This is a genomic window from Mesorhizobium sp. CNPSo 4661, from assembly GCF_057784215.1.
The window spans coordinates 229,716-255,985 of the sequence record NZ_JBWGIO010000003.1 but is presented as its reverse complement, the minus strand read 5'-3'; the positions used below and the strand labels follow the sequence as shown (position 1 = coordinate 255,985).

Genomic DNA, 26,270 nt, shown 5'->3' with positions numbered 1-26,270 from the left:
TCAGGAAAAGTGTGAGCGGTTTTCCGTCCGAAATTGCGTCAAAACAAGGAGATAGCGCGGTTCGCCGTTTCCGTGAAACGGTGAAACGCACTAATGCATGTCGCGCAAAAGTGACCTCGGTTTTGCGGCAACGACATGCATCAAACAAAGGACCTAAAGCGCGTCAACTGAATCCGTTTCAGCGCGACGCGCTTTAGTGCGTGCTTCTATCGCTTCAGCGCCAGCCCGATGGCGATGAAACTCCAGCCCTGGAAGATCAGGTCGATCGCCAGGAACATGCCCAGCACCCAAAGGCTGTTCACCGGCCAGCCCATGGCGATCATCAGGCCGAGCAGAATGGTGATGATGCCGGCCGCGAGCAGCCATCCCCAGCCTTGCTGTGGCCGATGATTGAAGGCCACCCAGGACCGCAAAAGCCCCGAGGCGACAAGCGCGATGGCCAACAGCAGCGTCAGCACCGCCGAGGCGAGCAACGGGTTGTCGAAGGCAAAGAAGCCGGCGACGGCGTAGAGCAGGCCGCTCAGCAGCCAATAGAAGAAACGTCCCCAGGTCTTGACCCCGAAGGCGTGGATGATCTCGATGACACCTGCCATCAGCATCAGCCAGCCGACGACATAGACCGAGGCGACGGTGGCGATGAACAGATTGCCGAAGGCGATGCCGCCGAAGATCAGCAGCAACACGCCGAGCGCCACGAACCATCCCCATTTGTCCCGCGTCTGGCCGATCGCATCCTTGAGAGCGTCGCTTGGCAAGGTCATGGTTTCATCTCCCTCGAAATTCACCACCGGTCATGCGGCGACAGGAAGCTAAACCCAATGGCATTGTCCGTCCAGCAACGCGGGCCGAACCCGCGGGTGGCCGGCTCTCCATGACCGTGAGGCGGTCACTGTCGCGATGGCCGGACTTCGTCCGGGAACGGTGCAAGCGTCGCCTCCAGTGTCTCCCGGCCGGCCTGCTCCCAGCTTCGCGCCACGAATTCTCTGGCCTTCGCTTCGTATGGAGCACGGGCCGCGGGCGAGATGATCCACTCCCGCATGGCGTTTTCCCATCCTTCGATGTCGAGCGGATCAAGGCAGAGGCCCGAAGAGCCGACGACTTCGGCGATGGCTCCGCCCGTCGAGGCGATCAGCGCCTTTTCGTAGGCCAGCGCCTCGACGGGCGGCAACCCATATCCTTCATAGAGCGACGGGTACACGCAGAACGCACTGTTGCGGTAAAGGCGGGACAATGTTGCGTCATCGACATTGTCGAGATGGACAAGGCTCTTGCCGTAGTCGGGATGGCTGTGAAGCTTCGCCAGGACCCCGTCGACCATCCAGCCGCTGCGGCCGACGAAAACCAGCTTCATGCCGCTGCGCGCGACCGTTCCGTCCAGGACGAGGCGCCGCCAGACATCCATGAGGAGGGAATGGTTCTTGCGTGGTTCGATGGTGGAAACGAACAGGATATAGCGATCCGTCTCGATCCCGTCCGGCAGGCCGCCGTCCGCCTTCGATTTGCGGGCGCTGTCGCAGCCGAGAGGAACGTGTCTCAGCTCCGGCAGATGGACGCCGAGCTTGGCGGCATAGTCCTCGACATCGGAAGTGACGCGCCTCGACGTCAGGATGAAGCGGTCTGCCAGCCCGACCGCCAGATTCACATAGTCCGTGAATCTCTTGACGTCGTGCGGCCTGTACCATTCGGGAAACTGGATCGGAATGATGTCGTTCAAGAGCACGATCAGCTTTGCGCCGGCCGGGCGCGCCTCGCGCGAAATGACCTCGATATCGGTATGCGCCCAGTCGTTGTTCATCAAAAGCAGATGGTCGCCGGGCGAAAGATTGTATTTGTCGCCGGCCACGGTCCTGAGCGGGACGATCCGGGCGCGGGAGCCGTCCTCGCGGGCGACCTGCCGCCGCTCGTTCTCCTTCATCAGCTGGTTTTCCACCCGTTCGAGGAAGCGAAGAAAAGGACTGTCGGGGTGGCGCCGGCCGAACGCGCCGATTTCGGTTATCAGGACCCGGCGCGGTTTTATCATCGCCACCGCCAACCGCCTCGCCCAGTTCGGCCAGCGATCGTAAAACCGCATCTTGATGCGGGCCGGATCCGGGTAGAAGCTCATATCGCACGAAATGTCGCCGGCGATGATTTCCGCCGCCATACCAGGCGAAACCTGTCTAAGCACCCGCTCGATCGGGTCGAACACCGTGAATGCCATCTCGGAGGCCTTGAATGCGGCCGCCGCGGCCGCGTAGTGGCGTTGCACGCGGACCAGGCCGACCGGAGGGCCGAGCCAGCGCACCATGCTCGTGAGATCGACGACGAGACGCATCATTGAGGGCGCATCAGTTGAGCCGCATTTTCGCGGGACGCGCGATCGTCCTGCGCCAGGCCAGCCGGGGTCCCAGCGCGAGCGTCCTGAAGGAGGGCGCGCCCACAGCCGCGAGGAACAGCAGCTTTAGAGTGAGGGCAAGGGGTATGTCCGCGGTTCGCAACAGCAACTCGATGTCGCGTCTTTCCAGGCTGGAGATGCCGCCCCCCATAGCCGCGCGCGATGCCAGAAAGCTCGCGATCGCCTGCGCGGGTTGGCCGTTCGCGTCGAACGGCTCGGCGCGATGGCGACGCAGCAGCGCCGACTGCCTGGCCAACGCCGCGACCGCCTTTTGCTGATCTTCCTTCATGCGCGATACCTGTCCCGGATGCGATCTCAGCTTCACGAGCCGCGCATCCATGTTGGCCAGTTTTCCCGTTTCGGAAAGCCGCAGCCATAGATCGTAGTCTTCCGCATAGGTGAACGCGCGGCGGTAGCCTCCGGCGCGCCGGACGGCCTCGGCCCGGAACATCACTGTCGGATGAAGCATGGGATTGTACCTGGCCAGCGCGTCCCGCAATTGGTCGTTGCGGCTGGGGACGTCAAGCGGCCTCAACGGGTTTCCGTCCCGGTCGATCTGCAATCCCGCCGTACCGAGCAACTGCAGATCGGCATTCGCCTCGAAACACGCCACCTGCAGGCGCAACCTCTCGGGCAGCGAGACATCGTCACAATCCATGCGCGCCACAAGAGGGGCCCGCGCGAGCGAAAGCCCCATGTTGAGCGCATCGACGATCCCCTTGCCGCAGTTGGCGACAAGCTTGACGCGGCTGTCACGGTCGCTGATCGACGTCGCGATCGCGGCGCTGTCGTCGCGAGATCCATCATCGACGACGATGACTTCAATATCCGCCAGATCCTGGTCCAGGATGCTTTGCAGGGCCTCGCCGACATATGGCGCGCCGTCTCGCACCGGAATGATCACGCTCACTGTCGGCAATGGAACTTTCCCTGCGATAATCGGCCGTGACCGAATGGCCGTTGAATTGTCGAATGTCGGCAGGCCTGGTTTCAAAATTCCAATTCCAAAGTTTCGTCGGTCTGTCGACTGTCAATCTGATTGTCGGGCCGGTCCGAGCGCGATCTCGAGTGCGGGGGCGAGCAGTCGCAGGACCGTCTCGCGCTTTTTCGCCTTCAACGACAAGTCGCCGTCGAGGCCGACTTCATGAAGCCAGCTTCCGCGCCATTCGCAATAGGCTTGTCTGAGCTCAATTCCCGGCAAGGCGGCGAATGCGGTTATCGGCCGTTGCGGCACCGCATTGGGATCCGCATCCCGATAGAGCACCTCCCAATTGGCTCCGCCGGTGTCAAGGCCGGCGAACCAGTCGAGCCCGAAATCGAGCGGCTCGCGGCCGACGGCGTCGAACCGAAAGAAGCAATAGCCGGCCCACAAATACCATCGCGCGCCTGCCCAGCGCAGATCGCCGTAAAACGCCGCGCCTTCAAGAGGTTCGAAGGGGTCGCATGGCTGCGTCGGGAAAAGGTCCTGGTCGAGGAATCCGAACGCGGCCGGTGCGGCGGGCTTCAGAATGTTGTGCCACATCCAATTGAGCGCCGCGCCATGGGACCGGCTCGGGTTCCTTACGGTCCACGGATTGGCGGGCAGCCTGACATAAGCGGCGCCGTGAGCCGCGCATACCTGCCTGTTCTTGCCTGCGGAGGCTTCGCCGACGCTGTTGTCGGCCACGATGTGGAGATCGTGGCGAACCAGTCCCTTCGTCAGCCGCAACTGCAGATCCAGGCATTGGGCATCGCCGAAGGCAACGGTCAGCAGGACATCGCGACCCCGGGCGGCGGCACGGATACCCGGGATGTCGCCATCCTTGGCCGGGTGACGCAGAAACCTTCGGTCGATTCTCCGGTAACGGGCGGTCTTGATGGCATGCAGCATCGGCTGCAGCCTCAGCCATTGCCGCCAGTCATATTCGCGCAGGGTCTTTGGCACGGCTGCGGCGGCTTTCAGGCGAACCCGGCTTGGCAGCTGCGATCGCCCCGTGGAATTTTCATGAGCGCGCTCCGGTTGGGTTCTTTTAGGAAGCTCGAACGCGAAAGCATCCAAGTCTCTTGATAACCGGCTATATACAGCATATTCGTGGTTTCAACACGACCAACATTTGAGCGCCCGGCTGTGTTTGTTTGAGTGGGGAAGTCTGGGGCGCACCCGGAGCCTCTCTCCGTCGATCTTGGGGGGTAAGGCGGCGCTCCGGAAAATGAAATGAGAATCTGCTGCGCAATCTCTGCCCTCTTCATGAACGGGGGGCTGCAAAGGGATTGTCTCAACATCAGCGACCGACTGGTCGAACGTGGCCATAACGTGACGATCCTGACGACCCGTCAGGTCGGTCACGTCGAGAGTTCGGCCACGATAAAAGTCCATCCGGCACGGGTTCTCTCGAACCCGGGCACCGAATATGCGCTGGGAAGGACCTTGCTGGCGGCCAGGCGCGACTTCGACTGCGTGGTCGGTTTCAACAAGATGGCCGGCCTCGACATCTACTATGCCGGCGACCCGCCCTATTTTGTGTCGAAGCTCGGGTGGTGGCGGCCGTTCTCTCCGCGCTTCATGCGCCAGCAGAACCTCGAATCGATGATCTTTGCCCCCGGTAACGCCGCGCAGATCATTGCGCTCAGCGAACAGCAGGCAGCGCTTTACCGCGGCTTCTGGCGAACCGAGGAATCCCGCATTCACGTGGTCGGGCCGACGCTCGACCCGAAACGGCGCCGACCGGAGCTGTTGACCGGCGACCGTAATGAAATCCGCGATCGTTTCGGGCTTCCTCGTGAGGCCACCATAGCCTTGACCATCGCCAACAAATTGAAGGTGAAGGGTCTTGACCGGGCGGCAAAGGCTCTTCAATCGGTCTCGAACATCCATTGGCTGGTCGCCGGTTTTCGCAAGAACGGCGAAGAAGAAACGCGGCTTCGCGCCCTGATTGCCAAATCCGGCATATCGGAACGGGTTACCCTGCTGGGCATCCAGGAAGACATCCCGGCGATTGTGGTTGCGAGCGATTTCATGCTGCATCCGGCTCGCCTGGAAAATACCGGCACGGTGATCCTCGAGGCACTCGCAAATGGCCTGCCGGTCATCGCATCGGCCGCCTGCGGATATGCAAAATATGTCGAAGCCAGCGGGGCGGGACTGGTCGTAGCCAGTCGCGACGATCCCGAAATTTGGCGGCAGGCAATCCTGAAGGCCGGCGATCCGGCGATTCGGGGCCGATGGCGCGAGGCGGCTCTTGCCTACGGCGCATCGAACCAGCTTACCGGCGGGCTGGAAGCGGCTTGCGATCTGATAGAGACGTTCCGCCGCAACCGGCGTGTGGGCTAGTTGGCCTGCCGGTCGGTTTCGATGTTACGATTTTAAGTCAAATTTTACCGGACGCACGGCATGGCTTGAGCGCTGGCAGGTGGTGCTGCCGGCGCGTTTCGCGTAAGGGGTGACGATGCGTATTGTCGGGACGATTCCGCTGGCCGTCGCCATGGGCCTGCTCAGTGCACCTGTCGCCCAGGCGGGCGAAGGCAGCTGGATATCCGGCGACTGGTACCTGACGCTCGGCGCCACGGCGCTTGTCGCGCCGAATTTCGAGGGCGGCAAGAAATACATGCTGAGCGCCCAGCCGATCATCTCGCTCGGCAAGGTCGGTCCGGAGGCGCGCTTCACCTCGCGCAACGACAACATCTCGCTGGCGCTGATCGATGACGGTTCCGTTCGCGCCGGCTTGACCGGCAAGTTCATCTTCTCGCGCGAGAGCAAGGACGAGCTCAAGGGCCTCGATCCCGTGCGCTGGGGCGGTGAGGCGGGCGGCTTCTTCGAATTCTATCCGCTGGACTGGCTGAGGGCGCGGGCGGAACTCAGGCACGGCATTCGTGCCCATAACGGCTTCGTCGCGGACATCGCCGCGGACGCCTTCTACGACATCACGCCGACCGTGCGCATTTCCGGTGGTCCGCGCGTTTCCTTCGCATCGTCCGACTATTTCGACGCCTATTACGGCGTCAACGCCAAGGAAGCGGCTGCCTCGGGCTTGAGCGAATACCATCCGGGCGGCGGGCTGAAGTCGACGGGCCTCGGCGGCGCGATCACCTGGAAAGTGACCGAGCCGATGACGGCGAGCGTCTTTACCGAATATTCGCGCCTGATGGGGCCGGCCGCCGATTCCAGCCTGGTCAAGGAACGCGGCGATCGCAACCAGTGGACCTTCGGTGTCTCGACCACTTACCGCTTCAATTTCACCATGTAGGCCGTGAAAGCGGCTTCATGCCTTGAAATCCGCGCTTTATTCCTGCCGCGCCATCCGCTAAAAGCCACGCCATGACGAGCTTTTCGCGCCTTTTCGCGATCGCGATACGAATTACGGGCCCGGTGTTCCGGGCGGCCTGAGCGCCGCTGGAGCCGCCGGGAGTTTTCGCGCGCGCCCCTCGCGCTTTTTCAAGAAAATCAACGCATATCGCCCAAAAGTGGGCTCCGGTTTTGGGAAAGCGATATGCGTCAGCTAAGACTCAACGCCCGGGCTTTCCGCCGCCGGGCAACGCAGATGGCAGATCAATGACCGACACTGTTGAAACGATCGACTATTCCAAGACGCTTTATTTGCCGCAGACGGACTTCCCGATGCGCGCCGGCCTGCCCGAGAAGGAGCCTGGCCTGGTCAAACGCTGGCAGGACATGGAGCTTTACAAAAAGCTGCGGGAGGAGGCCGCCGGCCGCGAGAAATTCGTGCTGCATGACGGCCCGCCCTACGCCAACGGCAACATCCATATCGGCCATGCGCTGAACAAGATCCTCAAGGACGTCATCAACCGCTCCTTCCAGATGCGCGGCTATGACGCCAACTACGTGCCGGGTTGGGACTGCCACGGCCTGCCGATCGAATGGAAGATCGAGGAGCAGTACCGCGCCAAGGGCAAGAACAAGGACGAGGTGCCGGTCAACGAGTTCCGCAGGGAATGCCGCGACTTCGCCCAGCATTGGATCAAGGTTCAGGGCGGCGAGTTCCAGCGCCTCGGCGTCATCGGCGATTTCGACAATCCCTATACGACGATGGCCTACCATGCCGAGTCGCGCATCGCCGGCGAACTGTTGAAGTTCGCCATGTCCGGCCAGCTCTACCGCGGCTCGAAGCCCGTGATGTGGAGCGTGGTCGAGCGTACCGCGCTCGCCGAGGCCGAGGTCGAGTACCAAGACTACGAGAGCGACACAATCTGGGTGAAGTTCCCTGTCGCGAGCCTCGCCCAGCCCGTCGCCGGCGCCGCGCCGGCGTTGGACGGAGCCGCGCTAGACCTCGTCGAGGCGCATGTCGTCATCTGGACGACCACGCCCTGGACCATCCCCGGCAACCGCGCCGTGAGCTATTCGCCCCGCGTCGCCTATGGCCTCTATGAGGTGACGGCGGCCGAGAACGCCTTCGGCCCGCAGCCCGGCGAGAAGCTGATCTTTGCCGACGCGCTCGCCGGGGAGAGCGCGGCCAAGGCCAAGATCACCTTGAACCGGCTTAACAGCGTCTCGGCCGAACAGCTTGCAAGCCTTACGCTTTCGCATCCGTTCAAGGGGCTTGGCGGCGGCTATGAGTACCCGGTGCCGATGATCGCCGGCGAGCACGTCACCGACGATGCCGGCACCGGCTTCGTCCACACCGCCCCCAGCCACGGCCGCGAGGACTTCGACGCCTGGATGGACGCGGTGGCCGAACTGCTCAAGCGCGGCGGTATCGACACGGCGATCCCGTTCCCGGTCGACGATGCCGGCTTCTTCACCAAGGACGCACCGGGCTTCGGCCCGGACCGCGAGGGCGGTGCGGCGCGCGTCATCGACGACAACGGCAAGAAGGGCAACGCCAACCAGGCGGTCATCGACGAGTTGATCAAGCGCAACGCGCTCTTCGCACGCGGCCGGTTGAAGCACAGCTACCCACATTCCTGGCGCTCGAAGAAGCCGATCATCTTCCGCAACACGCCGCAATGGTTCGTCTATATGGACAAGGACCTCGGCGACGGCACGACGCTGCGCAGCCGCGCGCTGAAGGCGATCGACGACACCCGCTTCGTGCCGGCGGCCGGCCAGAACCGCATCCGCGCCATGATCGAGGAGCGCCCCGACTGGGTGCTGTCGCGCCAGCGCGCCTGGGGCGTGCCGATCGCCGTCTTCGCCGACGAGGACGGCAATGTGCTGAAGGACGAGGCCGTCAATCAGCGCATCATGGAGGCGTTCGAGAAAGAAGGCGCCGACGCCTGGTTCGCTGACGGCGCCAAGGAACGTTTCCTCGGCAATCACGACGCCTCGAAATGGCACCAGGTGATGGACATCCTCGACGTCTGGTTCGATTCCGGTTCGACGCATGTCTTCACGCTGGAGGACCGTCCCGACCTTAAATGGCCGGCCGACGTCTATCTCGAAGGCTCGGACCAGCATCGCGGCTGGTTCCACTCCTCGCTGCTCGAAAGCTGCGGCACCAGGGGCAGGGCGCCCTACGACACGGTCATCACCCATGGCTTCACCATGGACGAGGAAGGCCGCAAGATGTCGAAGTCGCTCGGCAACACCGTTGTGCCGCAGGACGTCATCAAGCAGTCCGGCGCCGATATCCTGCGGCTCTGGGTGGTGACGACCGATTATTGGGAAGACCAGCGGCTCGGCAAGAACGTGCTGCAGACCAATATCGACGCCTACCGCAAGCTCAGGAACACCATCCGCTGGATGCTGGGCACGCTCGCCCATGACGACGGCCAGGACGTGCCGGTCGAGACGATGCCGGAACTGGAGCGGCTGATGCTGCACCGGCTGTCAGAGTTGGACGAAGTGGTGCGCCAGGGCTATGACGCTTTCGAGTTCAAGCGCATCACCCGCACGCTGCTCGACTTCATGGTGGTGGAGCTTTCGGCCTTCTATTTCGACATCCGCAAGGACGCGCTTTACTGCGACGGACCGTCGAGCTTGCGCCGCAGGGCGGCCGTGCAGGTGGTGCGCCATCTCTTCGAATGTCTGGTGAAGTGGCTGGCGCCGATGCTGCCCTTCACCACAGAGGAAGCATGGCTCGACCGCCATCCGGACGCCGTCTCGGTGCATCTCGACCAGTTCCCGGCGATCCCGCAGAACTGGCGCAACGAGGCGCTGGCCGAGAAATGGCGCAAGGTGAGGCAGGTTCGCCGCGTCGTCACCGGCGCGCTGGAGATCGCGCGCGCCGAGAAGCTGATCGGCTCTTCGCTCGAGGCGGTGCCGGTGGTGACGCTCGACGACGCGGCGCTGGAAGCCGCGATCGCCGATGTCGACATGGCCGAGATGGCGATCACCAGCGATCTCGTCGTCAAGCACGGCAAGGCCCCGGAAGGCGCCTTCACGCTCGACGACGTCAAGGGTGTGGCGGTGGTGGTGGAGAAGGCCGAGGATCGCGGCCTGGTAAAATGCGCGCGCTCCTGGCGCTACACCGCCGATGTCGGGCAAGATCGGGAATTCCCGGATGTGTCGGCCCGCGACGCCGCCGTGTTGCATGAGCTGAAGGCTCTTGGGCGGCTGTAGGTGCATGTCGCCCAAAAGTGTGAAACGGTTTTGGGACGACGACATGCACCAAATCAAATAAATGCATGTCGCCCAAAAGTGTGAAACGGTTTGGGACGACGACATGCACCACGTTAAATAAGTGCACAAAATGCCACGCTGGGCGGCCTGAAACTGCCCGTGCGTTGCCCTTAACAAGTGGTTGAGGTAAACACGCGACACTCCGGCAGACAAATTGTCGCCGGATTTCCGTCGCAAGTGCGGGGAAGCAGGGGACCGTGCCCTTGGCCGGTGGCGACCGAAAGGCTGTTAGAGTGGGACTTTTTGGCATGACCGACAGAATGTTTGCGCGCGCCGCGCTGGTGGCGCCGCTTGTGGTATCGGCCATCGCTCTGTCGGGCTGCATGAGCTCGCCCACCTATGGAACCGACAAGACGGCAGCCGCGCAGCTCTTGGACGATGTTTCCGGCGCTGCTGCGATCACGCCGAAGCACAAGGATCCGATCGACTACAAGCCGCGTCCTGATCTGGTGAAGCCCGCGCCCGGGCAGAAGGCAAACCTGCCGCCGCCGCAGCAGAGCATCGAGACGGCGAGCGCCGACTGGCCCGAATCGCCTGAGGCGCGCCGCGCCCGCATTCGCGCCGACGCCACCACGCATCAGAACGATCCCAACTATCAGCCTGAAGCGGTCGAGGACGTGCAGACCGATCCCGAGGCAGTAAAGAAAGCGATGGCGGAATCTGGATCCAGCCACCCCCCGCGCTGGTCACCGGATGATTCCAGCGTTACGCGTCGCAATGAGGTTCAGCGCCGGCTCGCCGAACAGAAGCAGGGCGATCCGACTACCCGCAAATATCTGAGCGAGCCGCCGCTCGCCTATCGCCAGGCTGCCGACACCGCGCCGCAGAACGAGCTCGGCGAGGACGAATACAAGAAAGAGCGCCGCCTCAAGGCGCAGGCCGAAGGCAAGAAGGGCGGCTGGTTCGACTGGTTGGGTCTGTGAATAGTGAATAGTGAATAGTGAATAGTGAATAGCTCTACTGACTACTCACTATTGACTACTGACTACCAACTGCGTGCCCACCATTCACCATTCACCATTCACCACCCCGTCTCTCCCGAAAGAAATCCTTCAGGATGAGGGCGGCATCGCTCTCTCCGATCCCCGGGTAGACGTCCGGCGTATGGTGGCAGGTGGGTGAGGCGAAGAAGCGCACGCCGTTGACCACCGCGCCGCCTTTCTCGTCGGCGGCGCCGAAATAGAGCCGCCGCAGCCGGGCGAAGGAGATCGCGCCGGCGCACATCGCGCAGGGCTCCAGCGTCACGTAGAGATCATGGCCGGTGAGACGTTCGCTGGCGAGCTTCCGGCAGGCCTCGCGGATCGCCAGCATCTCGGCATGCGCGGTCGGGTCCGAGAGCTCGCGCGTGCGGTTGCCGGCTTTTGCGACCACCGTGCCGCCATTGGCGATCACAGCGCCGACCGGCACTTCGCCGCGGCTGGCGGCCGCCGCGGCCTCTTCAAGCGCCAGGGCCATGAAATCCGGTCGTTTCAAGCGGTTTCCATTCCGATTACTTCTCGCCACCCGGGAGTGATCCTGTTATCTAGCGCGAGACCCTGAAAACCGGAATCGGTTTTTGCCGCGCCGCTGGATGCGCAAAATCAAGATGACACTGCCTGCGTTAGGCGTCCGCAAGGACGCGCGGCGCTGTAGCAGGCGAAGACGAGCAATGTAATGGACGACGACAAGAAATCTCCACGCGGGCCACGCAAGGGTGGCTCCAGACCGACGGGCGGGCGTGACGGAAAACCGGCCTACGGTGCCAAGAAGCCGTTCGCCAAGCGTGAGCGACCGGTGGCGGCCGAAGGCGAGCGCCCGGGCCGCGATTTCAAGCGCAGCTACAAGCCGCGCGAAGCGGGTGAGGGCGCGGAGCGCGCCGAAAGGCCGTTCCGCAAAGGCCCGCGCCCCGAAGGCAAGCCCTTCGAGAAGCGCGATGGCCGCAAGCCCTACACACCGCGTGGCGCCAGGCCGGCGGCGGCCGAAGGCGAGCGCCCGGCCCGCGATTTCAAGCGCAGCTACAAGCCGCGTGAAATGGGTGAAGGCGGGGAGCGTGGTGACCGGCCGTTCCGCAAAACTCCGCCGCGCGACGGCAAGCCTTTCGAGAGGCGTGAGGGCGGCAAGCCTGACGCACCGCGTGGCGACCGGCCGGCGGCGGCCGAAGGCGAGCGGGGCGAGCGACGTTTCGACCGCCCCAAGCGCGATTTCGCCGACCGGCCGAAGCGAGACTTCAGCGACCGTCCACGCGAGGCTGGCGGAAAACCGGAAGGCGGCTTCAAGCCAAGGCCGCGTCCCTCGGAAGCCGCGCCGGAAAGCGGCGAGCGCATCGCCAAGCGGTTGGCGCGCGCCGGCATCGCCTCGCGCCGCGACGCCGAGGAACTGATCGCGGCCGGCCGCGTCAAGGTCAACGGCAAGGTGCTGGTCTCACCGGCCTTCAACGTCAGCGCCAACGACATCATCCATCTCGACGGCACGGAAATCCCGCCGATCGAGCGCACGCGGCTGTTCCTGTTCCACAAGCCGGCGGGCGTCGTCACCACCAACCGCGATCCTGAAGGCCGCAAGACCGTTTTCGACGTGCTGCCGGCCGACCTGCCTCGGCTGATGACCATCGGCCGGCTCGACATCAACACCGAGGGCCTGTTGCTTTTGACCAATGACGGCGGGCTGTCGCGCGTGCTCGAATTGCCGGCCACCGGCTGGCTGCGGCGCTACCGCGCGCGCGTCCATGGCAAGGTCGAGGAGAGCGCGCTTGCCGGCTTGCGCGAAGGCATCGCAGTCGACGGTGTCTTCTACGGGTCGATCGAGGCCTCGCTCGACCGCGAGCAGGGCACCAATGCGTGGCTGACGCTCGGCTTGCGTGAAGGCAAGAACCGCGAGGTGAAGAACATCCTCGGCGCGCTTGGTCTCGACGTGACGCGGCTGATCCGCATCTCCTACGGGCCGTTCCAGCTCGAGGATCTTCCCGAGGGTCATGTGCTGGAGATCAAGGGCCGTGTGCTGCGCGAACAGCTCGGCGAACGGCTGATCGAGGAATCCGGCGCCAATTTCGATGCCGAGATCCAGAAGCCGTTTTCCAACAAGCCGGTGCGCGGTGGCGGCCCCCGCCGTGAAGAGGCCGACCGGCCGAAATTCACACGCGACGGCGACCGCCGGCCAATCGGCGAGGGTGGTCTGATCAAGGCTCGCAAGCGCCGCGAAGACAGCCGCGACGAGGCGCTGAGCAAGCTCTCGACGAAACCGGAAAGGGCGCTTGGCGAGCGCGGCCCGAAATTCGACCGCGGTTTCGGCGACAAGCCGCGTGGTGGCTTTGGCGACAAGCCCCGTTTCGGCGGGAAGAAATCCGAGCGTGAGCAGCGGCCGATCGAACCGCCGGGCCAGCGCAAGGCCAATGTCTGGATGGCGCCGGGCGCCCGGCCGATCGGCAAGGGCAGGGCGGAAGCCGATGCTGCCAAGGCCGCCGAGGCAAAGGCGCGCAAGGCATCCTACAAGCCCGGCGGCAAGGGCAGGCCGGGCGCAAAGCCGTTCGGCAAGCCCCGCGGCGAGCGTCCCGAAGGCGATGGCGGCGACAGGCCGCGCGGTCCGAAGAGGGGTGGCGATGCGGATCGTCGGCGGTGAGTTCCGCGGGCGTCCGCTGGCGACGCCGAAAAGCAATGCCATCCGCCCGACAACCGACCGCACCCGCGAGGCGGTGTTCAACGTCCTGGCGCATCGTTACGCTGAAAAGCTCGAAGGCGGCCGCGTGCTCGACCTCTTCGCGGGCACCGGCGCGCTCGGACTTGAGGCGCTGTCGCGCGGTGCCTCCTACTGCGTCTTCATCGAGGAATCGACGGAAGGGCGAGGCCTGATCCGCGAGAACGTCGAGGCCTATGGCCTCACCGGCCGCACCAAGATCTTCCGCCGGGACGCCACGCATCTCGGCGAAACCGGCACGATCTCGCCCTTCGGCCTGGTCTTTGCCGATCCACCCTATGGCAAAGGACTCGGCGAGCGCGCGCTGCGCTCGGCCAAAGCCGGCGGCTGGCTTCTGCCTGGCGCGCTCTGCGTCGTCGAGGAAGCTGCCTCGGCGCCGTTCGAGCCGGGCGCCGGTTTTTCCGTGATGGACGAGCGCAATTACGGCGAAACGGTCATACGCTTCGTCGAGGCGAACTAGCCTCGCCTCGAAAATGCCGAACAATTCACTTTGCCTCGCCGGTGAACCTTGCCTATCGTCGCGCAACCGGAACCGGAGATCTTGATGACACCAACGGGGATTGGGCTGCGAGCGGCGCTTCTTGTCGGCACGCTGGCGCTCGCCGCGGCCACGGCCCGCGCGGCCGACGACGGTGAGGCCAAGGATTTCCTGCTCGACAACGGCATGGAAGTGGTCGTCATCCCCGACCACCGCGCCCCGATCGTCACGCACATGGTCTGGTACAAGATCGGCAGCGCCGACGAGCCGCCCGGCAAATCCGGCATCGCGCATTTCTTCGAGCACCTGATGTTCAAGGCCACGACCAACCACGCCGCCGGCGAGTTCGACCGCGCCGTGTCCGAGATCGGCGGCTCCAACAACGCCTTCACCTCCTACGACTACACCGCCTTCCACGAGACGGTGCCGCCTTCGGCGCTTGAACAGATGATGGGCTTCGAGGCCGATCGCATGCGCAACCTCATCCTGACCGACGATGTCATCAAGACCGAGCGCGACGTGATCTTGGAGGAACGTCGCTCGCGCATCGACAGCAATCCGCAGGCGGTGCTCGACGAGGAGGTCGACGCGACGCTCTGGCAGAACCAGCCATACCGCATTCCAGTGATCGGCTGGATGCAGGAAATGGAGCAGTTGAACCGCCCGGACGCGAAAGCCTTCTACGACGCCTACTACCGGCCGAACAACGCCGTGCTGGTGGTGGCCGGCGACGTCGAACCCGGCGCGGTGAAGGCGATGGCCGAGCGCACCTACGGCAAGGTCGCTCGCGGCCCGGACCTGCGGCCGCGCATCCGCCCCGTGGAACCGGAGCAGAACACGAAGCGCACGGTGACGCTCACCGACGCGCGTGTGTCGGTGCCGAGCTTCTCCACACAATGGGTCGTGCCGTCCTACCATACGGCCAAGGCCGGTGAAGCCGAGGCGCTCGACCTGCTTGCCGAGATCATCGGCGGCGACAACCGCAGCAGGTTGTACCAGCAACTCGTCGTCAAACAGGGCATCGCCTCCGAGGCCGGCGCCTATTTCCAGGGCACCATGCTCGACGCCACCAACTTCACCGTCTATGGCGCCCCGCGTGGCGACGCCAGGCTTGCCGATGTCGAGGCGGCGGTCGATGCCGAGATCGCCCGCATCGTCAAGGACGGCGTGAGCGACGATGAACTGGATCGGGCCAAGACGCGCTATGTGCGCTCCATGATCTTTGCGCGCGACAAGCAGGACGACATGGCCAACATGTATGGCTCGACCCTTGCCACGGGCGGCAACGTCAAGGACGTCCAGGAATGGCCGGACCGCATCCGCAAGGTGACCGCCGATGAGGTCAAGGCGGTCGCCGCCCGCTATCTTGTGCTCGATCGCTCCACCACCGGCTATCTCTTGCCGCAACAGCAGGCGGGGAATTGATGATGAGCATGGTTCTTGACCGTATGAGCACCTTTCCTTCTCCCCTTGTGGGAGAAGGTGGATCGGCGCGCAGCGCCGAGACGGATGAGGGGTGCTGGAAGAAACGCGACCTATTCCGCCGGACATTGAGAACCGGCAGTCACCGGGGTCGCACTCCGTCCAACACCCCTCATCCGTCGCCTTCGGCGACACCTTCTCCCACAAGGGGAGAAGGGGGGCGCGTTTATCGCGCCATTGCCACCCTTTGCTTCGCCCTGTTCTTCCTGCTTTTGCCCGTGCTTGCCGCGCGCGCCGAAGTGAATATCCAGGAGGTGAAGTCGAAGAAGGGCGTCACCGCTTGGCTGGTCGAAGACCATTCGATCCCGCTGGTTGCGATCCGTTTCGTCTTCGACGGCGGCACGGCGCAGGACCCCGCCGGCAAGGAAGGCCTGGTCAACCTGATGACCGGCCTGTTCGACGAGGGCGCCGCCGACCTCGACAGCGAGGCCTTCCAGCTGAAGCTCGACGATGCCGGCGCCGAGATGAGTTTTCAGGCGGCGCGCGATGGCACCTATGGCTCGATGCGCATGCTGTCCGACCAGAAGGACGAGGCTTTTGGCCTGCTGAAACTGGCGGTGAACAGCCCGCGCTTCGACCAGGCGCCGATCGACCGCATCCGCGCCCAGATACTCTCCGGCATCCTCGCCAACGAGCGGGACCCCAATACGATCGCCCAGCAGCGCTGGCTGCGCGCGATCTATGGCCAGCACCCCTACGCGCGGCCGGACGAGGGCAACAAAGACAGCCTCGCCGCCATCACCACTGACGATCTCAAGGCCTTCCACAAGGCGAATTTCGCCCGCGGCGGCCTGCATGTGGCGGTGGTCGGAGATATCGACGCCGCCACGTTGAGCGGCAGGCTCGACGAGGTGTTCGGCGATCTGCCGGACAAGCAGACGCTGGCGTCGGTTGCCGATGTCGCGCCCAAGCTCGGCCAGCAGCTCGAAGTGAATTACGACCTGCCGCAGACCTCCCTGCAGCTTGCCTGGCCGGGCGTGAAGCGGAGCGATCCCGATTTCTACGCCGCCGTGCTGATGAACGAGATTCTCGGCGGCTCGACATTTACCTCGCATCTGTACGAGCAGGTACGCGAGAAGCGCGGCCTTGCCTATAGCGTCAGCTCCGATCTCGTCGATCACGAGCATTCCAATGCGCTGCTGGTGACGACGGCGACGCGTTCCGACCGCGCCGCCGAGACGCTTTCGATCGTGCGCCAGGTGGTGAAGGACATGGCCGAGAACGGTCCCACCGAGGAGGAACTCGCGGCGATCAAGAAATACATGGTCGGCGCCTACGCCATCAACAATCTGGATTCGTCCAACTCCATCGCCGCGACGCTGGTGGAGCTGCAGATCGACAATCTCGGCATCGATTACATCAAGCGGCGCGCGGCTCTCATCAACGCGGTGACGCTGGCCGACGTCAAGGCGGAGGCGAAGAAGCTCCTGTCGACCGACCCCGCGGTGATGGTCATCGGGCCGCCGCTGGTGCAGGTGGCGGGAGGCGGCAAGGGATGAGCCCGACCTTCGGGGTGGCCTTCGGCGGCGGCGGCGCGCGCGGTCTCGCGCATATCCATATCGTGGAGGCCCTCGACGAGCTTGGCATCAAGCCGGCGGCGATTGCCGGTTCGTCGATCGGCGCCATCATGGGCGCCGGCATGGCGTCGGGCATGACGGGTGCCGAGATCCACGATTATGCCCGGTCGATTCTCGGCAGCCGGGCCGAAGTGGCGGCGCGCATGTGGCGCTCGCGGCCGGGCACGATCGCCGAGGCCATGCAGGGCGGCATCCGCGTCAGCCAGTTCAACATCGAGCGCATCCTGAAGGCTTTCCTGCCCGAGGCGATCCCGCAGACGTTCGAGGCGCTGAAGATCCCGCTCAAGGTCACCGCGACCGACTATTTCGGCCATAGCCTTGCGGTGTTCGCCGAAGGCGACCTGCATTCGGCGCTTGCCGCTTCGGCGGCCATCCCGGCGGTCTTCCGCCCGGTGACGCGCGAAGGCCGCGTGCTGATCGACGGCGGTATCTACAACCCCGTGCCTTTCGACCTCATCGAGAAGGACGCCGACATCATCATCGCCGTCGATGTCGTCGGCGCGCCGAGCGAGGCCGAGCGCAGGCACCCGACCACCGTCGACCTGATGTATGGCGCCACCCAGCTGATGATGCAGTCGATCATCGCCAACAAGCTCAGGCAGCACCCGCCGGACATTCTGATCCGGCCGAATGTCTCGAAATACCGCGTGCTCGAATTCCTCAAGATTGAGGCGTTGATGGCCGAGACGGTCGAGATCAAGGACGAATTGAAGCGCGCCGTCGAGAAGGCCGTGGAAGCGCATGGCGGCAGGCGAGGCAAGAAGAAGGTGGTCTGAGAGCCTCGGGGATAGCGCCGTTGGGGAATGGGGACACCGAAGGCCGGCGCGCCCGAGGTCTGATGGGGATGGCGCAAAGGTCCCTCATGAAATAAGACCTAAGAATAGAGCAAAGTATTCTTTATTCTGATTGGCGCGTGTTCACGCGCAAGTTTGGCCTTTGTCATTAACTCTTCATCCAATTGCCCGTTGACGCACGCTGCGGTAGAGTTAATAATATCCTAATATAGAGTGGCGTGAACAATCTCGTGACCGGCAACAACGAGTAACGCGCTACTGGGGCAGGGGAAGTGCAGCGCGGCATCCATGCCGCATTAGCCGTCATCATCGGATCGCCAGCCGTCGTGAGCCGCCATCTGCTGCTCGCAGGCCGGAGCCGGTGGGCGCGGCTTGCCGGACGCCAAGCTGATCCTCCTCACTGAATTCGGGCGCCGATCTCGGCGCCTTTGGCATGGGGTAATTCGCCGCCTTGCGCGGCCAATAGGGGCGTGTGCGCCCGTGGAGGAAGTTCAATGGCCACAGTAGTTGATCTGACCGGTGCGACGACTTCGCAGACGTTGACCGACGGCACCATTTTTGCTGCCGAGCAACAAGGGGACGCCGGCACAGGCAATTATAATTCTTTCCTGGTGCTTGGCGCGAATGGAACCGAGAGTGGCTTCAACACAGACGGCACCCCGCTCCCGCTGGATGACAAACAACAGGAGCACACCAACGCGCTTCTGCTGAGCGATATGCAGGTCGTGACTGTGGATGGCCACGACTACTACGTCTTCAAGCTCGACGCCAACGAGCCGAACAGCACTTCGGGATCGTTGCTGTCGCTGAATTCGCTGCAGATCTACTCCGCGTCGGATCCGAGCATTACAAGTCTCTCGACGCTGCAGAGTCAGCAACTACTCTATAACATGGATGGAAATTTCACCGATGGTGATGTGACCGTTCAATTGGATGCCGGCAAGGACGCCCCGGCAGGCAGCGGACAAGGCGATCTCTTTGTCTATATCCCCACTAGCTACTTTACCGGCGCCAACGGTGCCTATGTTTACCTCTATTCGGCGTTCGGCAATCCCAGCGAATCGGACGGCGGATTCGAGGAATGGGGCGTTATCACTAACGCGAGTGTGGACCACGCTCCTGCGGTTTCGGTCGAGAAGACGGCCGATCCGACCTCGATCAACGAAGGCTCGGCCACCGACGTCACCTACACCTATGAGGTGACCAACACGAGCGTAGATGGAGCTGCCGATCCACTGACGCTGACCTCTCTGACCGACGACAATGCAACGCCCGGCGACACCAGCGACGACATCGACCTGCTGGCCGGCTTTGTCGCCAACTCCTCGCATGGCACTCACTATGTGTCTGGAGACACCGACAATGACTACCTCGTCGACAGTGACGAGACTTGGATATTTACGGCGGACGTCAATATCGGTGCCCACAATGCGGGCGACAGCATCGTCAATACGGTGGTGGTGCACGCCCATGACGACGACAGCACCAATGACGTGTCGGCCAACGACACCGCGACCGTGACCGTCAACGACGTCGCACCGTCGATCGCCATCGAGAAGACGGCCGACCCGACCTCGATCAATGAGGGTTCGGCTGCCGATATCACCTACACCTATGAGGTGACCAACACGAGCGCTGCCGGCGCCTTCGACCCGCTGACGCTGACCTCGCTGATTGACGACAATGCGACGCCCGGCGACACCAGCGACGACATCGATCTGCTGGCCGGCTTCGTCGCCGGCTCCGACCATGGCACGCACTATGTCTCCGGCGATACCGACGGCGACTACCTGGTCGACAGCGACGAGAAATGGGTGTTCAGCGCCACCGTCGGCGTCGACGCCCACAACGCGGGCAGCATCGTCAACACGGTGGTGGTGCACGCCCATGATGACGACAGCACCAATGACGTGACCGCCAACGACACCGCGACCGTGACCGTCAACGACGTCGCGCCGTCGGTCGCCATCGAAAAATCCGTTGATGCCGATCATGACGGCATCTTCCACTCGTCCGAAACGGTCCAGTCCGGAGCGCAGAACGTCACTTATCGCTACGAGATAACGAACACGAGCGCTGCCGGCGCCTTTGATCCGCTGACGCTGACCTCGCTCATCGACGACAACGGCACGCCGGGAAACACCGGTGACGACATCAATCTGCTCAGCGGCTTCGTGGCCAACAGCTCGCATGGCACTCACTATGTGTCCGGCGATCTCGACAACGACTATCAGGTCGACAGCAACGAAACCTGGGTCTTCACGGCCGACAGCTCGTTCAACTTGCTTCCGAATGCCGACACTCGAACCAACACGGTCGTGGTGCATGCCCACGACGACGATACCACCAACGACGTGTCCGCTAACGATACCGCGACAGTTCAATCATTCGACGGCCCCGGCGTGCGCACTCCCGGTTTCTGGAGCAACCTCGGCAAGTCGTTCTGGGATGGCGTCGCAGGCGTCGATAAATCCGGCCCGAACTTCGCCTCCGGTGAATTGCTCTACGCCGTCGATTCCAACAACGACGGGCATACGGATGCCACCAAAGGTCTTCTGATCGGCGACTACAACAAGGACGGGGTGACCGGCCCCGGTGAGGACACGTTCTTCATCTCTTACGCCGATGCGCTCAAGGTGATCAACGCATCCACTAAGGACCTGCAGGACACACGTTTTGTCCTTGCTCGCGATACGGTGGCCACCTGGCTCAACTATCTGGCCGGAAATCCGATCGGCGACGCCTCCGACCCCAATAGCCCGCACAAGTATCTCGACCAGGCGATCGACTGGCTGCAGGTGGAGAACGGCGGGACAAACTCTTCTCATTTCGAGCATTGGGGCGGTGGAAGCGCGGTGAAGGCGAGCAGCGCAGCCTGGAACGTGGGGCTGGAGGATGAAAATGCCACTGCAGGGCCCGAGCTTGCCGGAAACCTGATCCACCAGGAACTCGATTTCTACAACAACACCGGCATGACCTTCGAGGGGGCGATATTGCATGTCTACGCCAATGACGGCGGTTGATGCTGCGTTGGCGCGCATGAAGTGCGAAGCGCCAGGTGAATTGACCGCCATGCTTTGTTCGGTGTCGCTTCGGCAATGGTAAATAAGGCAGCATCTGGTTCAGCGCAGGCAAAGGTAAGGTTCATCGGCCTGATCCTTGTTGCTTGCGCTGTGCTGCTCCTCTTTGGCGGCGCCGGCTGGCTTTCGCCAGACCGGCACCGATCTTTGGGGGAGACGCTCGCCGGGGTGGCGATCGTGGGCTTCGGCGGCTTGGCCTTGTTTCGCGCACGCCTGTCCACACCGGACAGCAACGTCGGCGATATCACCAGGCAAACCGATACGGCGGTAGGCGGCAAGCGGCCGGCAAAACCGAAAGGGCGGCGAGCGCAATCTGCGCGCTCCGAGCTCGCCGAGGCACTTCGCTCCTGCCGGTCGGCCTTCCTCGCGGTTGGGTTGTTCAGCGGCGTGCTCAACATCTTGATGCTTACCGGCTCGCTTTACATGCTCGAGGTCTACGACCGCGTGCTGCCAAGCCGCAGCCTGCCGACGCTGGTGGGTATAACCATATTGTTGTTCGTCCTCTATTGCGGGCAGGGCGTTCTCGATTTCGTGCGCGGTCGAGTGCTGGTGCGCATTGGCGGGGCCCTGGACGAGGCGCTGGGCCGCCGTGTCTATACGTCGATGCTGCAGTTACCGCTGAAGAGCGGCCGCGGGAGCGATAGCCTGCAGCCGATGCGCGACCTCGACAGCGTGCGTGCATTCCTGTCCGGCATGGGGCCGACCGCGCTTTTCGACCTGCCGTGGCTGCCGCTCTATTTGGTCATCATCTTCATGTTCCACTGGCTGCTTGGTGTGACGGCTCTGTTCGGTGCGATCATTCTGGTTGCGCTGACCGTGCTTGCCGAGCGGTTGACGCGAAAGCCGGTCTCATCCGGGACTCTGACCGGTATTCGGCGCAATGGACTGATCTCGGCTGGGACCCGCAACGCCGAGGTCGTTGCCGCGATGGGCATGGCAGGCGGGCTCGCCGCGCGGTGGGAAGGCGCCAACCTTGAATACGTCGCCGAGCAGCGCAAGGTGAGCGATGTCGCTGGCGGCTTTGGCGCAATATCGAAGGTCCTGCGGATGCTGCTGCAGTCGTCGATGCTCGGCCTCGGCGCCTGGCTGGTCATCGAGGGGCAGGCGACGGCGGGCATCATCATCACCGCCTCGATCCTCAGCGGTCGCGCGCTGGCTCCGGTCGATCTGGCGATCGCCAATTGGAAGGGCTTCGTCACCGCGCGCCAGGGCTGGCAGCGGCTGAACAGGGTGTTGGCAGCGTTGCCGGCTGAAACCGAGCCGCTGCTGCTGCCGCCGCCGAGCGCGAATGTCGGCATGCTCAACGTCGGGGTCGCCGCGCCGGGTACCCAGCGGCTGCTGGTTCAGGACGCGAGTTTCGCCATAGAGGCAGGCCACGGCGTCGGCATCATAGGATCGAGCGGCTCGGGCAAATCCACGCTGGTGCGCGCGCTTGTCGGAGCCTGGCTTCCCGTCATCGGCAGGATAAAGTTGGACGGCGCCGATCTCGATCAGTGGTCGCAGTCAGAGCGTGGTCGCCACATCGGCTATCTGCCGCAGGACGTGGAGCTATTTGCCGGGACAGTGGCGGAGAACATCGCCCGCTTCGAGCCCGATGCCGATGCCGGCGCCATAATCGCCGCGGCGAAGGCGGCGGGGGCGCACGAGCTGATCGTCGGGTTCCGTGAAGGCTACGAAACCGAGATCGGCGACCATGGCGAGGCGCTCTCAGCCGGTCAGCGCCAGCGCATCGCGCTGGCCCGCGCGCTCTATCGCGATCCTTTCCTCGTGGTCTTGGATGAGCCGAATTCCAACCTCGACATGGATGGCGAGCAGGCCCTGATCAAGGCGATGTTGGGTGTGCGCGAACGCGGCGGTATCGTTGTGATCGTCGCCCATCGGCCGAACGTGCTGACAGCCGTCGATTTCGTGCTGGCGATGAACCAGGGACGCATCCACGCCTTCGGCCCGAAGGACGAGGTATTCGCCAAAATGTTTCCGACGCTGCGGTCCGTGTCGGGTACCGCTCCGCCGTTAAGAGTGGCAGCCGAGAACGCTCCGCGCGCTCTCAGCGACGGAACGGAGGGAGGGCACTGATGACCGTTTCGGGCACGTCCCATGCCTCGATCCGTTTCTATACGCGGCTTGGCGTCGGCATCGTAATCCTGCTTGCCGGCGGCGTCGGTGGCTGGGCGTCGGTCACCGAGATCGCCGGCGCGGTGATCGCCGCCGGCTCCCTGGTCGTCAATTCCCATGTCAAGGACGTACAGCATTCCACCGGCGGCATCGTTGCAGAGATCGATGTCCGGGACGGCGATCGTGTGAAGGCCGGCGACCTTTTGCTTCGCCTCGACCGCACCGTGCCGGCAGCCAATCTTGGCGTGGTGAGCAAGGCGCTCGACCAGCTCGCCGCGCGCAAGGCGCGCCTCGATTCGGAGCGCCGCGGCAGCGATGCCATCATCTTTCCGAACGATCTTCTGGACCGCGTTGCCGATCCCGATGTCGCCGAGGCGGTGTCTGGCGAAAAACAGCACTTCGAGACGCGGCGCACATCCCGCGCCGGCCAGAAGAGCCAGCTGGAGGAACGCATCGCCCAACTGGAGAAGGAGATCATCGGCGATACCGCGCAGGCGCAGGCCAAGAGCAAGGAGATCGAGCTTGTGCAGAAGGAGCTCGCTTCCGTGCGAACGCTTTGGGCCAAGAAGCTCATCTCCATCGATCGGCTGACCCAGACCGAGCGCGAGGCCACGCGCCTCGATGGCGAACGTGGCCAGCTTATCGCGGCCCAGGCGCAGGCTCAGGGGCGCATCGCCGAGATCAAGCTGCAGATCATTCAGATCGACCTCGACCTCAGCACCGAAGTGAACAAGGACCTGCGCGACGTCGACGGCCAGATGGGCGAACTTCTGGAGCGCAAGGTCGCCGCCGAGGATCAATTGAAGCGGGTCGACATCCGCGCGCCACAGGACGGTGTCGTGCAGCAGTCGATCGCCTATACGATCGGCGGCGTGGTGAAGCCAGGCGAGACGATCATGCAGGTTGTGCCCGACAATGACAGTCTGGCGGTGGAAGCCAAGATCGCGCCGAGCGACATCGACCAGCTGTGGGTCGGCCAACCCGCTTCGCTGCGCTTTTCGGCCTTCAACCAGCGCACGACACCGCAAATCGACGGCGTGGTCGAACGAACCTCGCCCGACATCACGACCGACCAGCGCACCGGCGTCAGCTATTACACGGTGCGTATCACCACGACCGCCGCCGAGGTCGCGCGGCTTGGCGAGGTCAAGCTGGTGCCCGGCATGCCGGTGGAATCCTTCATCAAGACCGAGGATCGCTCGGTGATGTCTTATCTGGTCAAGCCGCTGCAGGACCAGATCAGCCGGGCCTTTAGACAATAGCCTTCGCGGTTGGCGCCACGTGTAGCGGGATGGGGTAGCAGAGCTCACCTGCCCGGATTGTAGCTCACGTTCAGGCGCGGATCTGCAGGACAAGCCTACAAAAGAGAAAAGCCCGCCATTTGGCGGGCTTCCTGCTTTGGCTGGAGGCCTTTTTGCTTAGTTGAACTTGTACTTGGCGTCGATGCGGACCGTCTGGATCCGCGGGGTGTCTTCGAAGAGGCCGCCGGAGGCGAAGTATTCCTTCTCGTACTGGGAATAGCGATATTCGAAGCCGACCGTCATGTTGTTGGAAACGGCGGTTTCGAGGTCGCCGCCGATCCGCTGGGACCCCAGTCGTAGATATCGCCGCTGCCACCACCTGCTACGGGCCATGCAGGTTGAAGTGCTGCCAAGCTGAAGCGCGCCGTCGAAAAGGCCGTGGAAGCGCACGGCGGCAGGCGAGGGAAGCGAGCGGTTTAGTGTTATAGGCCCGCGCATTGCGGTGTCCCGTGGCCTCCGTGATTTTTCGGGATCTCCCTTTTTGCCCACTAGCCCGAAGCCGACCACACATCATATTGTCGCGACCATTTGAAGCGCCTGAGTCCGCATGAGCAATCTCCTTTTCACCCGCGTTCCTTTCAACCCGGTCTCTCTTGGGCTCGTCTGCAATTTTATTGCGCACTATCCGCCCTTCGATGGATATGAGTTTGGGCAGATGGTGAAGTCGTTGCGCTACCAGATCGAGCAACAGACGCATCTCATCGGTTCCATCGACGACGCCATCGTCGCCTATGTCGGCTGGATCGTAACCAGCCGCGAGATTGCCGAGACTTGGGTGGCAAACAGGGGGCCGCTCAATCCCGATCCTGGCGGCAACGCGATTGCCGCCACGGTGATGGCGACGCGCTCGTCCGCGCACATCCTGCCGCTGATCAAGGAGGCGAAGCAGCTCAATCTCGATAAGTCGGTCTACTGGAAGCGGGATTTCATCGACGCCCGCGGTGCAATGAAACGCGCCGTCCGCAAACGGGACGCGTGATGGAACAGACTACGCCAGGCGAGGTGCTGACGCAGGAAATCCTAATCCGTCTCGGTGACCGTTACGCCTCGATGTTCGTACGCATCTGGCAGCCGGTCGGCCCACCGCGCGGCACCGTGTTCTGCTTGCACGGCTTTGCCGGCAATGGCTCCGATTTCGACTACCTTGCGGCCTTCCTATGCCGCAATGGCTACCTGGTGATCTGTCCCGACCTGCTCGGACGAGGGCGCAGCGCCTATCTCGGCTCCGGCTACGACATCGATCTCTATTCCAGGTGCCTGCGCGCGCTCAGTCAGTTTTCCGGTAAGGAGAACCATTTCGTCGGCACGTCATGGGGCGGGCTGATCCTCGTTCTCTTCCTCTACGCGAACCGCGGTCGCGTCGACAGGATTGTCCTCAACGATGTTCCCCTCGTTGGTGGGGCCAAGGTCGATGCTTTGCGAACCGAGGCCATCCGCGAAGCAGCGCTTGTATTCCAGACACGTGCCCAGGCGAGGGAATATCTGCGTGCGGCAAATCCAGGCATGGGGCGAGTGGAGACGCCGGTTTTCGACCGCTTTATCGACAACAGAATTGCCGCGGGGGCTGATGGGTTTCGTTTGGCCTACGATTCGGCCGCGACCGGGAATTTCGAGGCCATGACCGGCCGCGAATACGACCTGTTCCCCATGGTCGCCAAGCTCGACGCCCAGATCATGCTATTGTACGGTCTTGGAAGCGGGTTCGCCGACAGGCAAGCCTTCGAGCGAGTGCGCTCCGCGCGACCCGGTCTTTGCATTGTCGACAACATCGATGCCGGCGATCCGCCGTCGCTGATGACGCCCGATCAGGCTTTCCTGATCTTCGGGTTTCTGTCCGCAATGTGA

Annotated in this window: 20 protein-coding genes; 14 read left to right on the top strand and 6 right to left on the bottom strand. The window is 63.3% G+C overall.

The window, feature by feature from the left end; translation table 11 throughout:
- Positions 1–206 precede the first annotated feature (206 nt).
- The 4 genes from AC0YKC_RS05965 to AC0YKC_RS05950 form a co-directional block, all read right to left on the bottom strand.
- Positions 207–761 (bottom strand): HdeD family acid-resistance protein, encoded by a 555-nt coding sequence (locus AC0YKC_RS05965; RefSeq protein WP_488510479.1) that lies wholly within the window; start codon positions 759–761, stop codon positions 207–209.
- A gap of 125 nt (positions 762–886) precedes the next feature.
- A complete protein-coding gene (locus AC0YKC_RS05960; protein WP_488510478.1) occupies positions 887–2,317 on the bottom strand; it encodes a glycosyltransferase family 4 protein in 1,431 nt (476 codons plus the stop codon).
- A 10-nt stretch (positions 2,318–2,327) separates the two neighbouring features.
- Positions 2,328–3,368 carry a glycosyltransferase gene (locus AC0YKC_RS05955; protein ID WP_488510477.1) on the bottom strand — a complete coding sequence of 347 codons (1,041 nt, stop codon included), beginning with the start codon at positions 3,366–3,368 and terminating at the stop codon, positions 2,328–2,330.
- 36 nt (positions 3,369–3,404) lie between these two features.
- Entirely contained in the window at positions 3,405–4,412 is a 1,008-nt protein-coding gene (locus AC0YKC_RS05950; protein WP_488510476.1) for a hypothetical protein, read from the bottom strand.
- 156 nt (positions 4,413–4,568) lie between these two features.
- Between AC0YKC_RS05950 and AC0YKC_RS05945 the strand changes: the two genes are divergently transcribed.
- From AC0YKC_RS05945 to AC0YKC_RS05930, 4 genes are all read left to right on the top strand, one after another.
- Positions 4,569–5,684, top strand: coding sequence for a glycosyltransferase family 4 protein (locus AC0YKC_RS05945; RefSeq protein WP_488510475.1), 1,116 nt, complete (start codon positions 4,569–4,571; stop codon positions 5,682–5,684).
- Between the two features lie 115 nt (positions 5,685–5,799).
- Complete coding sequence (locus AC0YKC_RS05940; protein WP_320298265.1) at positions 5,800–6,597, top strand: MipA/OmpV family protein; 798 nt, start codon at positions 5,800–5,802, stop codon at positions 6,595–6,597.
- A 305-nt stretch (positions 6,598–6,902) separates the two neighbouring features.
- Positions 6,903–9,869 (top strand): isoleucine--tRNA ligase, encoded by a 2,967-nt coding sequence (ileS, locus tag AC0YKC_RS05935; RefSeq protein WP_488510474.1) that lies wholly within the window; start codon positions 6,903–6,905, stop codon positions 9,867–9,869.
- Between the two features lie 308 nt (positions 9,870–10,177).
- Positions 10,178–10,852 (top strand): hypothetical protein, encoded by a 675-nt coding sequence (locus AC0YKC_RS05930; protein WP_320298263.1) that lies wholly within the window; start codon positions 10,178–10,180, stop codon positions 10,850–10,852.
- A 91-nt stretch (positions 10,853–10,943) separates the two neighbouring features.
- On the opposite strand, the gene AC0YKC_RS05925 is transcribed toward AC0YKC_RS05930, so the two are convergent.
- Complete coding sequence (locus AC0YKC_RS05925) at positions 10,944–11,402, bottom strand: nucleoside deaminase (protein ID WP_320298262.1); 459 nt, start codon at positions 11,400–11,402, stop codon at positions 10,944–10,946.
- 180 nt (positions 11,403–11,582) lie between these two features.
- On the opposite strand from AC0YKC_RS05925, the gene AC0YKC_RS05920 reads away from it, so the two are divergent.
- From AC0YKC_RS05920 to AC0YKC_RS05885, 8 genes are all read left to right on the top strand, one after another.
- Positions 11,583–13,523: a pseudouridine synthase gene (locus tag AC0YKC_RS05920; protein WP_488510473.1), complete on the top strand. Its 1,941-nt coding sequence runs from the start codon at positions 11,583–11,585 to the stop codon at positions 13,521–13,523.
- A complete protein-coding gene (gene rsmD / locus AC0YKC_RS05915; RefSeq protein WP_434722325.1) occupies positions 13,504–14,058 on the top strand; it encodes a 16S rRNA (guanine(966)-N(2))-methyltransferase RsmD in 555 nt (184 codons plus the stop codon). Before AC0YKC_RS05920 ends, rsmD begins: the two co-directional genes overlap by 20 nt.
- 84 nt (positions 14,059–14,142) lie before the next feature.
- Entirely contained in the window at positions 14,143–15,501 is a 1,359-nt protein-coding gene (locus tag AC0YKC_RS05910; RefSeq protein ID WP_320298259.1) for a M16 family metallopeptidase, read from the top strand.
- A gap of 296 nt (positions 15,502–15,797) precedes the next feature.
- Positions 15,798–17,057, top strand: coding sequence for a M16 family metallopeptidase (locus AC0YKC_RS05905; RefSeq protein WP_488510472.1), 1,260 nt, complete (start codon positions 15,798–15,800; stop codon positions 17,055–17,057).
- Entirely contained in the window at positions 17,054–17,911 is an 858-nt protein-coding gene (locus AC0YKC_RS05900) for a patatin-like phospholipase family protein (protein ID WP_320298258.1), read from the top strand. The genes AC0YKC_RS05905 and AC0YKC_RS05900 overlap by 4 nt, the downstream gene beginning before the upstream one ends.
- A 512-nt stretch (positions 17,912–18,423) precedes the next feature.
- Positions 18,424–20,952, top strand: coding sequence for a hypothetical protein (locus AC0YKC_RS05895; RefSeq protein ID WP_488510471.1), 2,529 nt, complete (start codon positions 18,424–18,426; stop codon positions 20,950–20,952).
- 204 nt (positions 20,953–21,156) lie between these two features.
- Entirely contained in the window at positions 21,157–23,085 is a 1,929-nt protein-coding gene (locus AC0YKC_RS05890; RefSeq protein ID WP_488510470.1) for a type I secretion system permease/ATPase, read from the top strand.
- Entirely contained in the window at positions 23,085–24,386 is a 1,302-nt protein-coding gene (locus tag AC0YKC_RS05885; protein ID WP_488510467.1) for an HlyD family type I secretion periplasmic adaptor subunit, read from the top strand. The genes AC0YKC_RS05890 and AC0YKC_RS05885 overlap by 1 nt, the downstream gene beginning before the upstream one ends.
- A gap of 156 nt (positions 24,387–24,542) precedes the next feature.
- Here the strand turns inward: AC0YKC_RS05885 and AC0YKC_RS05880 are convergent, their stop codons facing one another.
- Positions 24,543–24,863: an outer membrane protein gene (locus AC0YKC_RS05880; RefSeq protein WP_488510464.1), complete on the bottom strand. Its 321-nt coding sequence runs from the start codon at positions 24,861–24,863 to the stop codon at positions 24,543–24,545.
- A 109-nt stretch (positions 24,864–24,972) separates the two neighbouring features.
- Here AC0YKC_RS05880 and AC0YKC_RS05875 point away from each other — a divergent pair, with 109 nt between their 5' ends.
- Both AC0YKC_RS05875 and AC0YKC_RS05870 read left to right on the top strand, forming a co-directional pair.
- A complete protein-coding gene (locus tag AC0YKC_RS05875) occupies positions 24,973–25,404 on the top strand; it encodes a hypothetical protein (protein ID WP_320297452.1) in 432 nt (143 codons plus the stop codon).
- Complete coding sequence (locus AC0YKC_RS05870) at positions 25,404–26,270, top strand: alpha/beta hydrolase (protein ID WP_488510463.1); 867 nt, start codon at positions 25,404–25,406, stop codon at positions 26,268–26,270. Before AC0YKC_RS05875 ends, AC0YKC_RS05870 begins: the two co-directional genes overlap by 1 nt.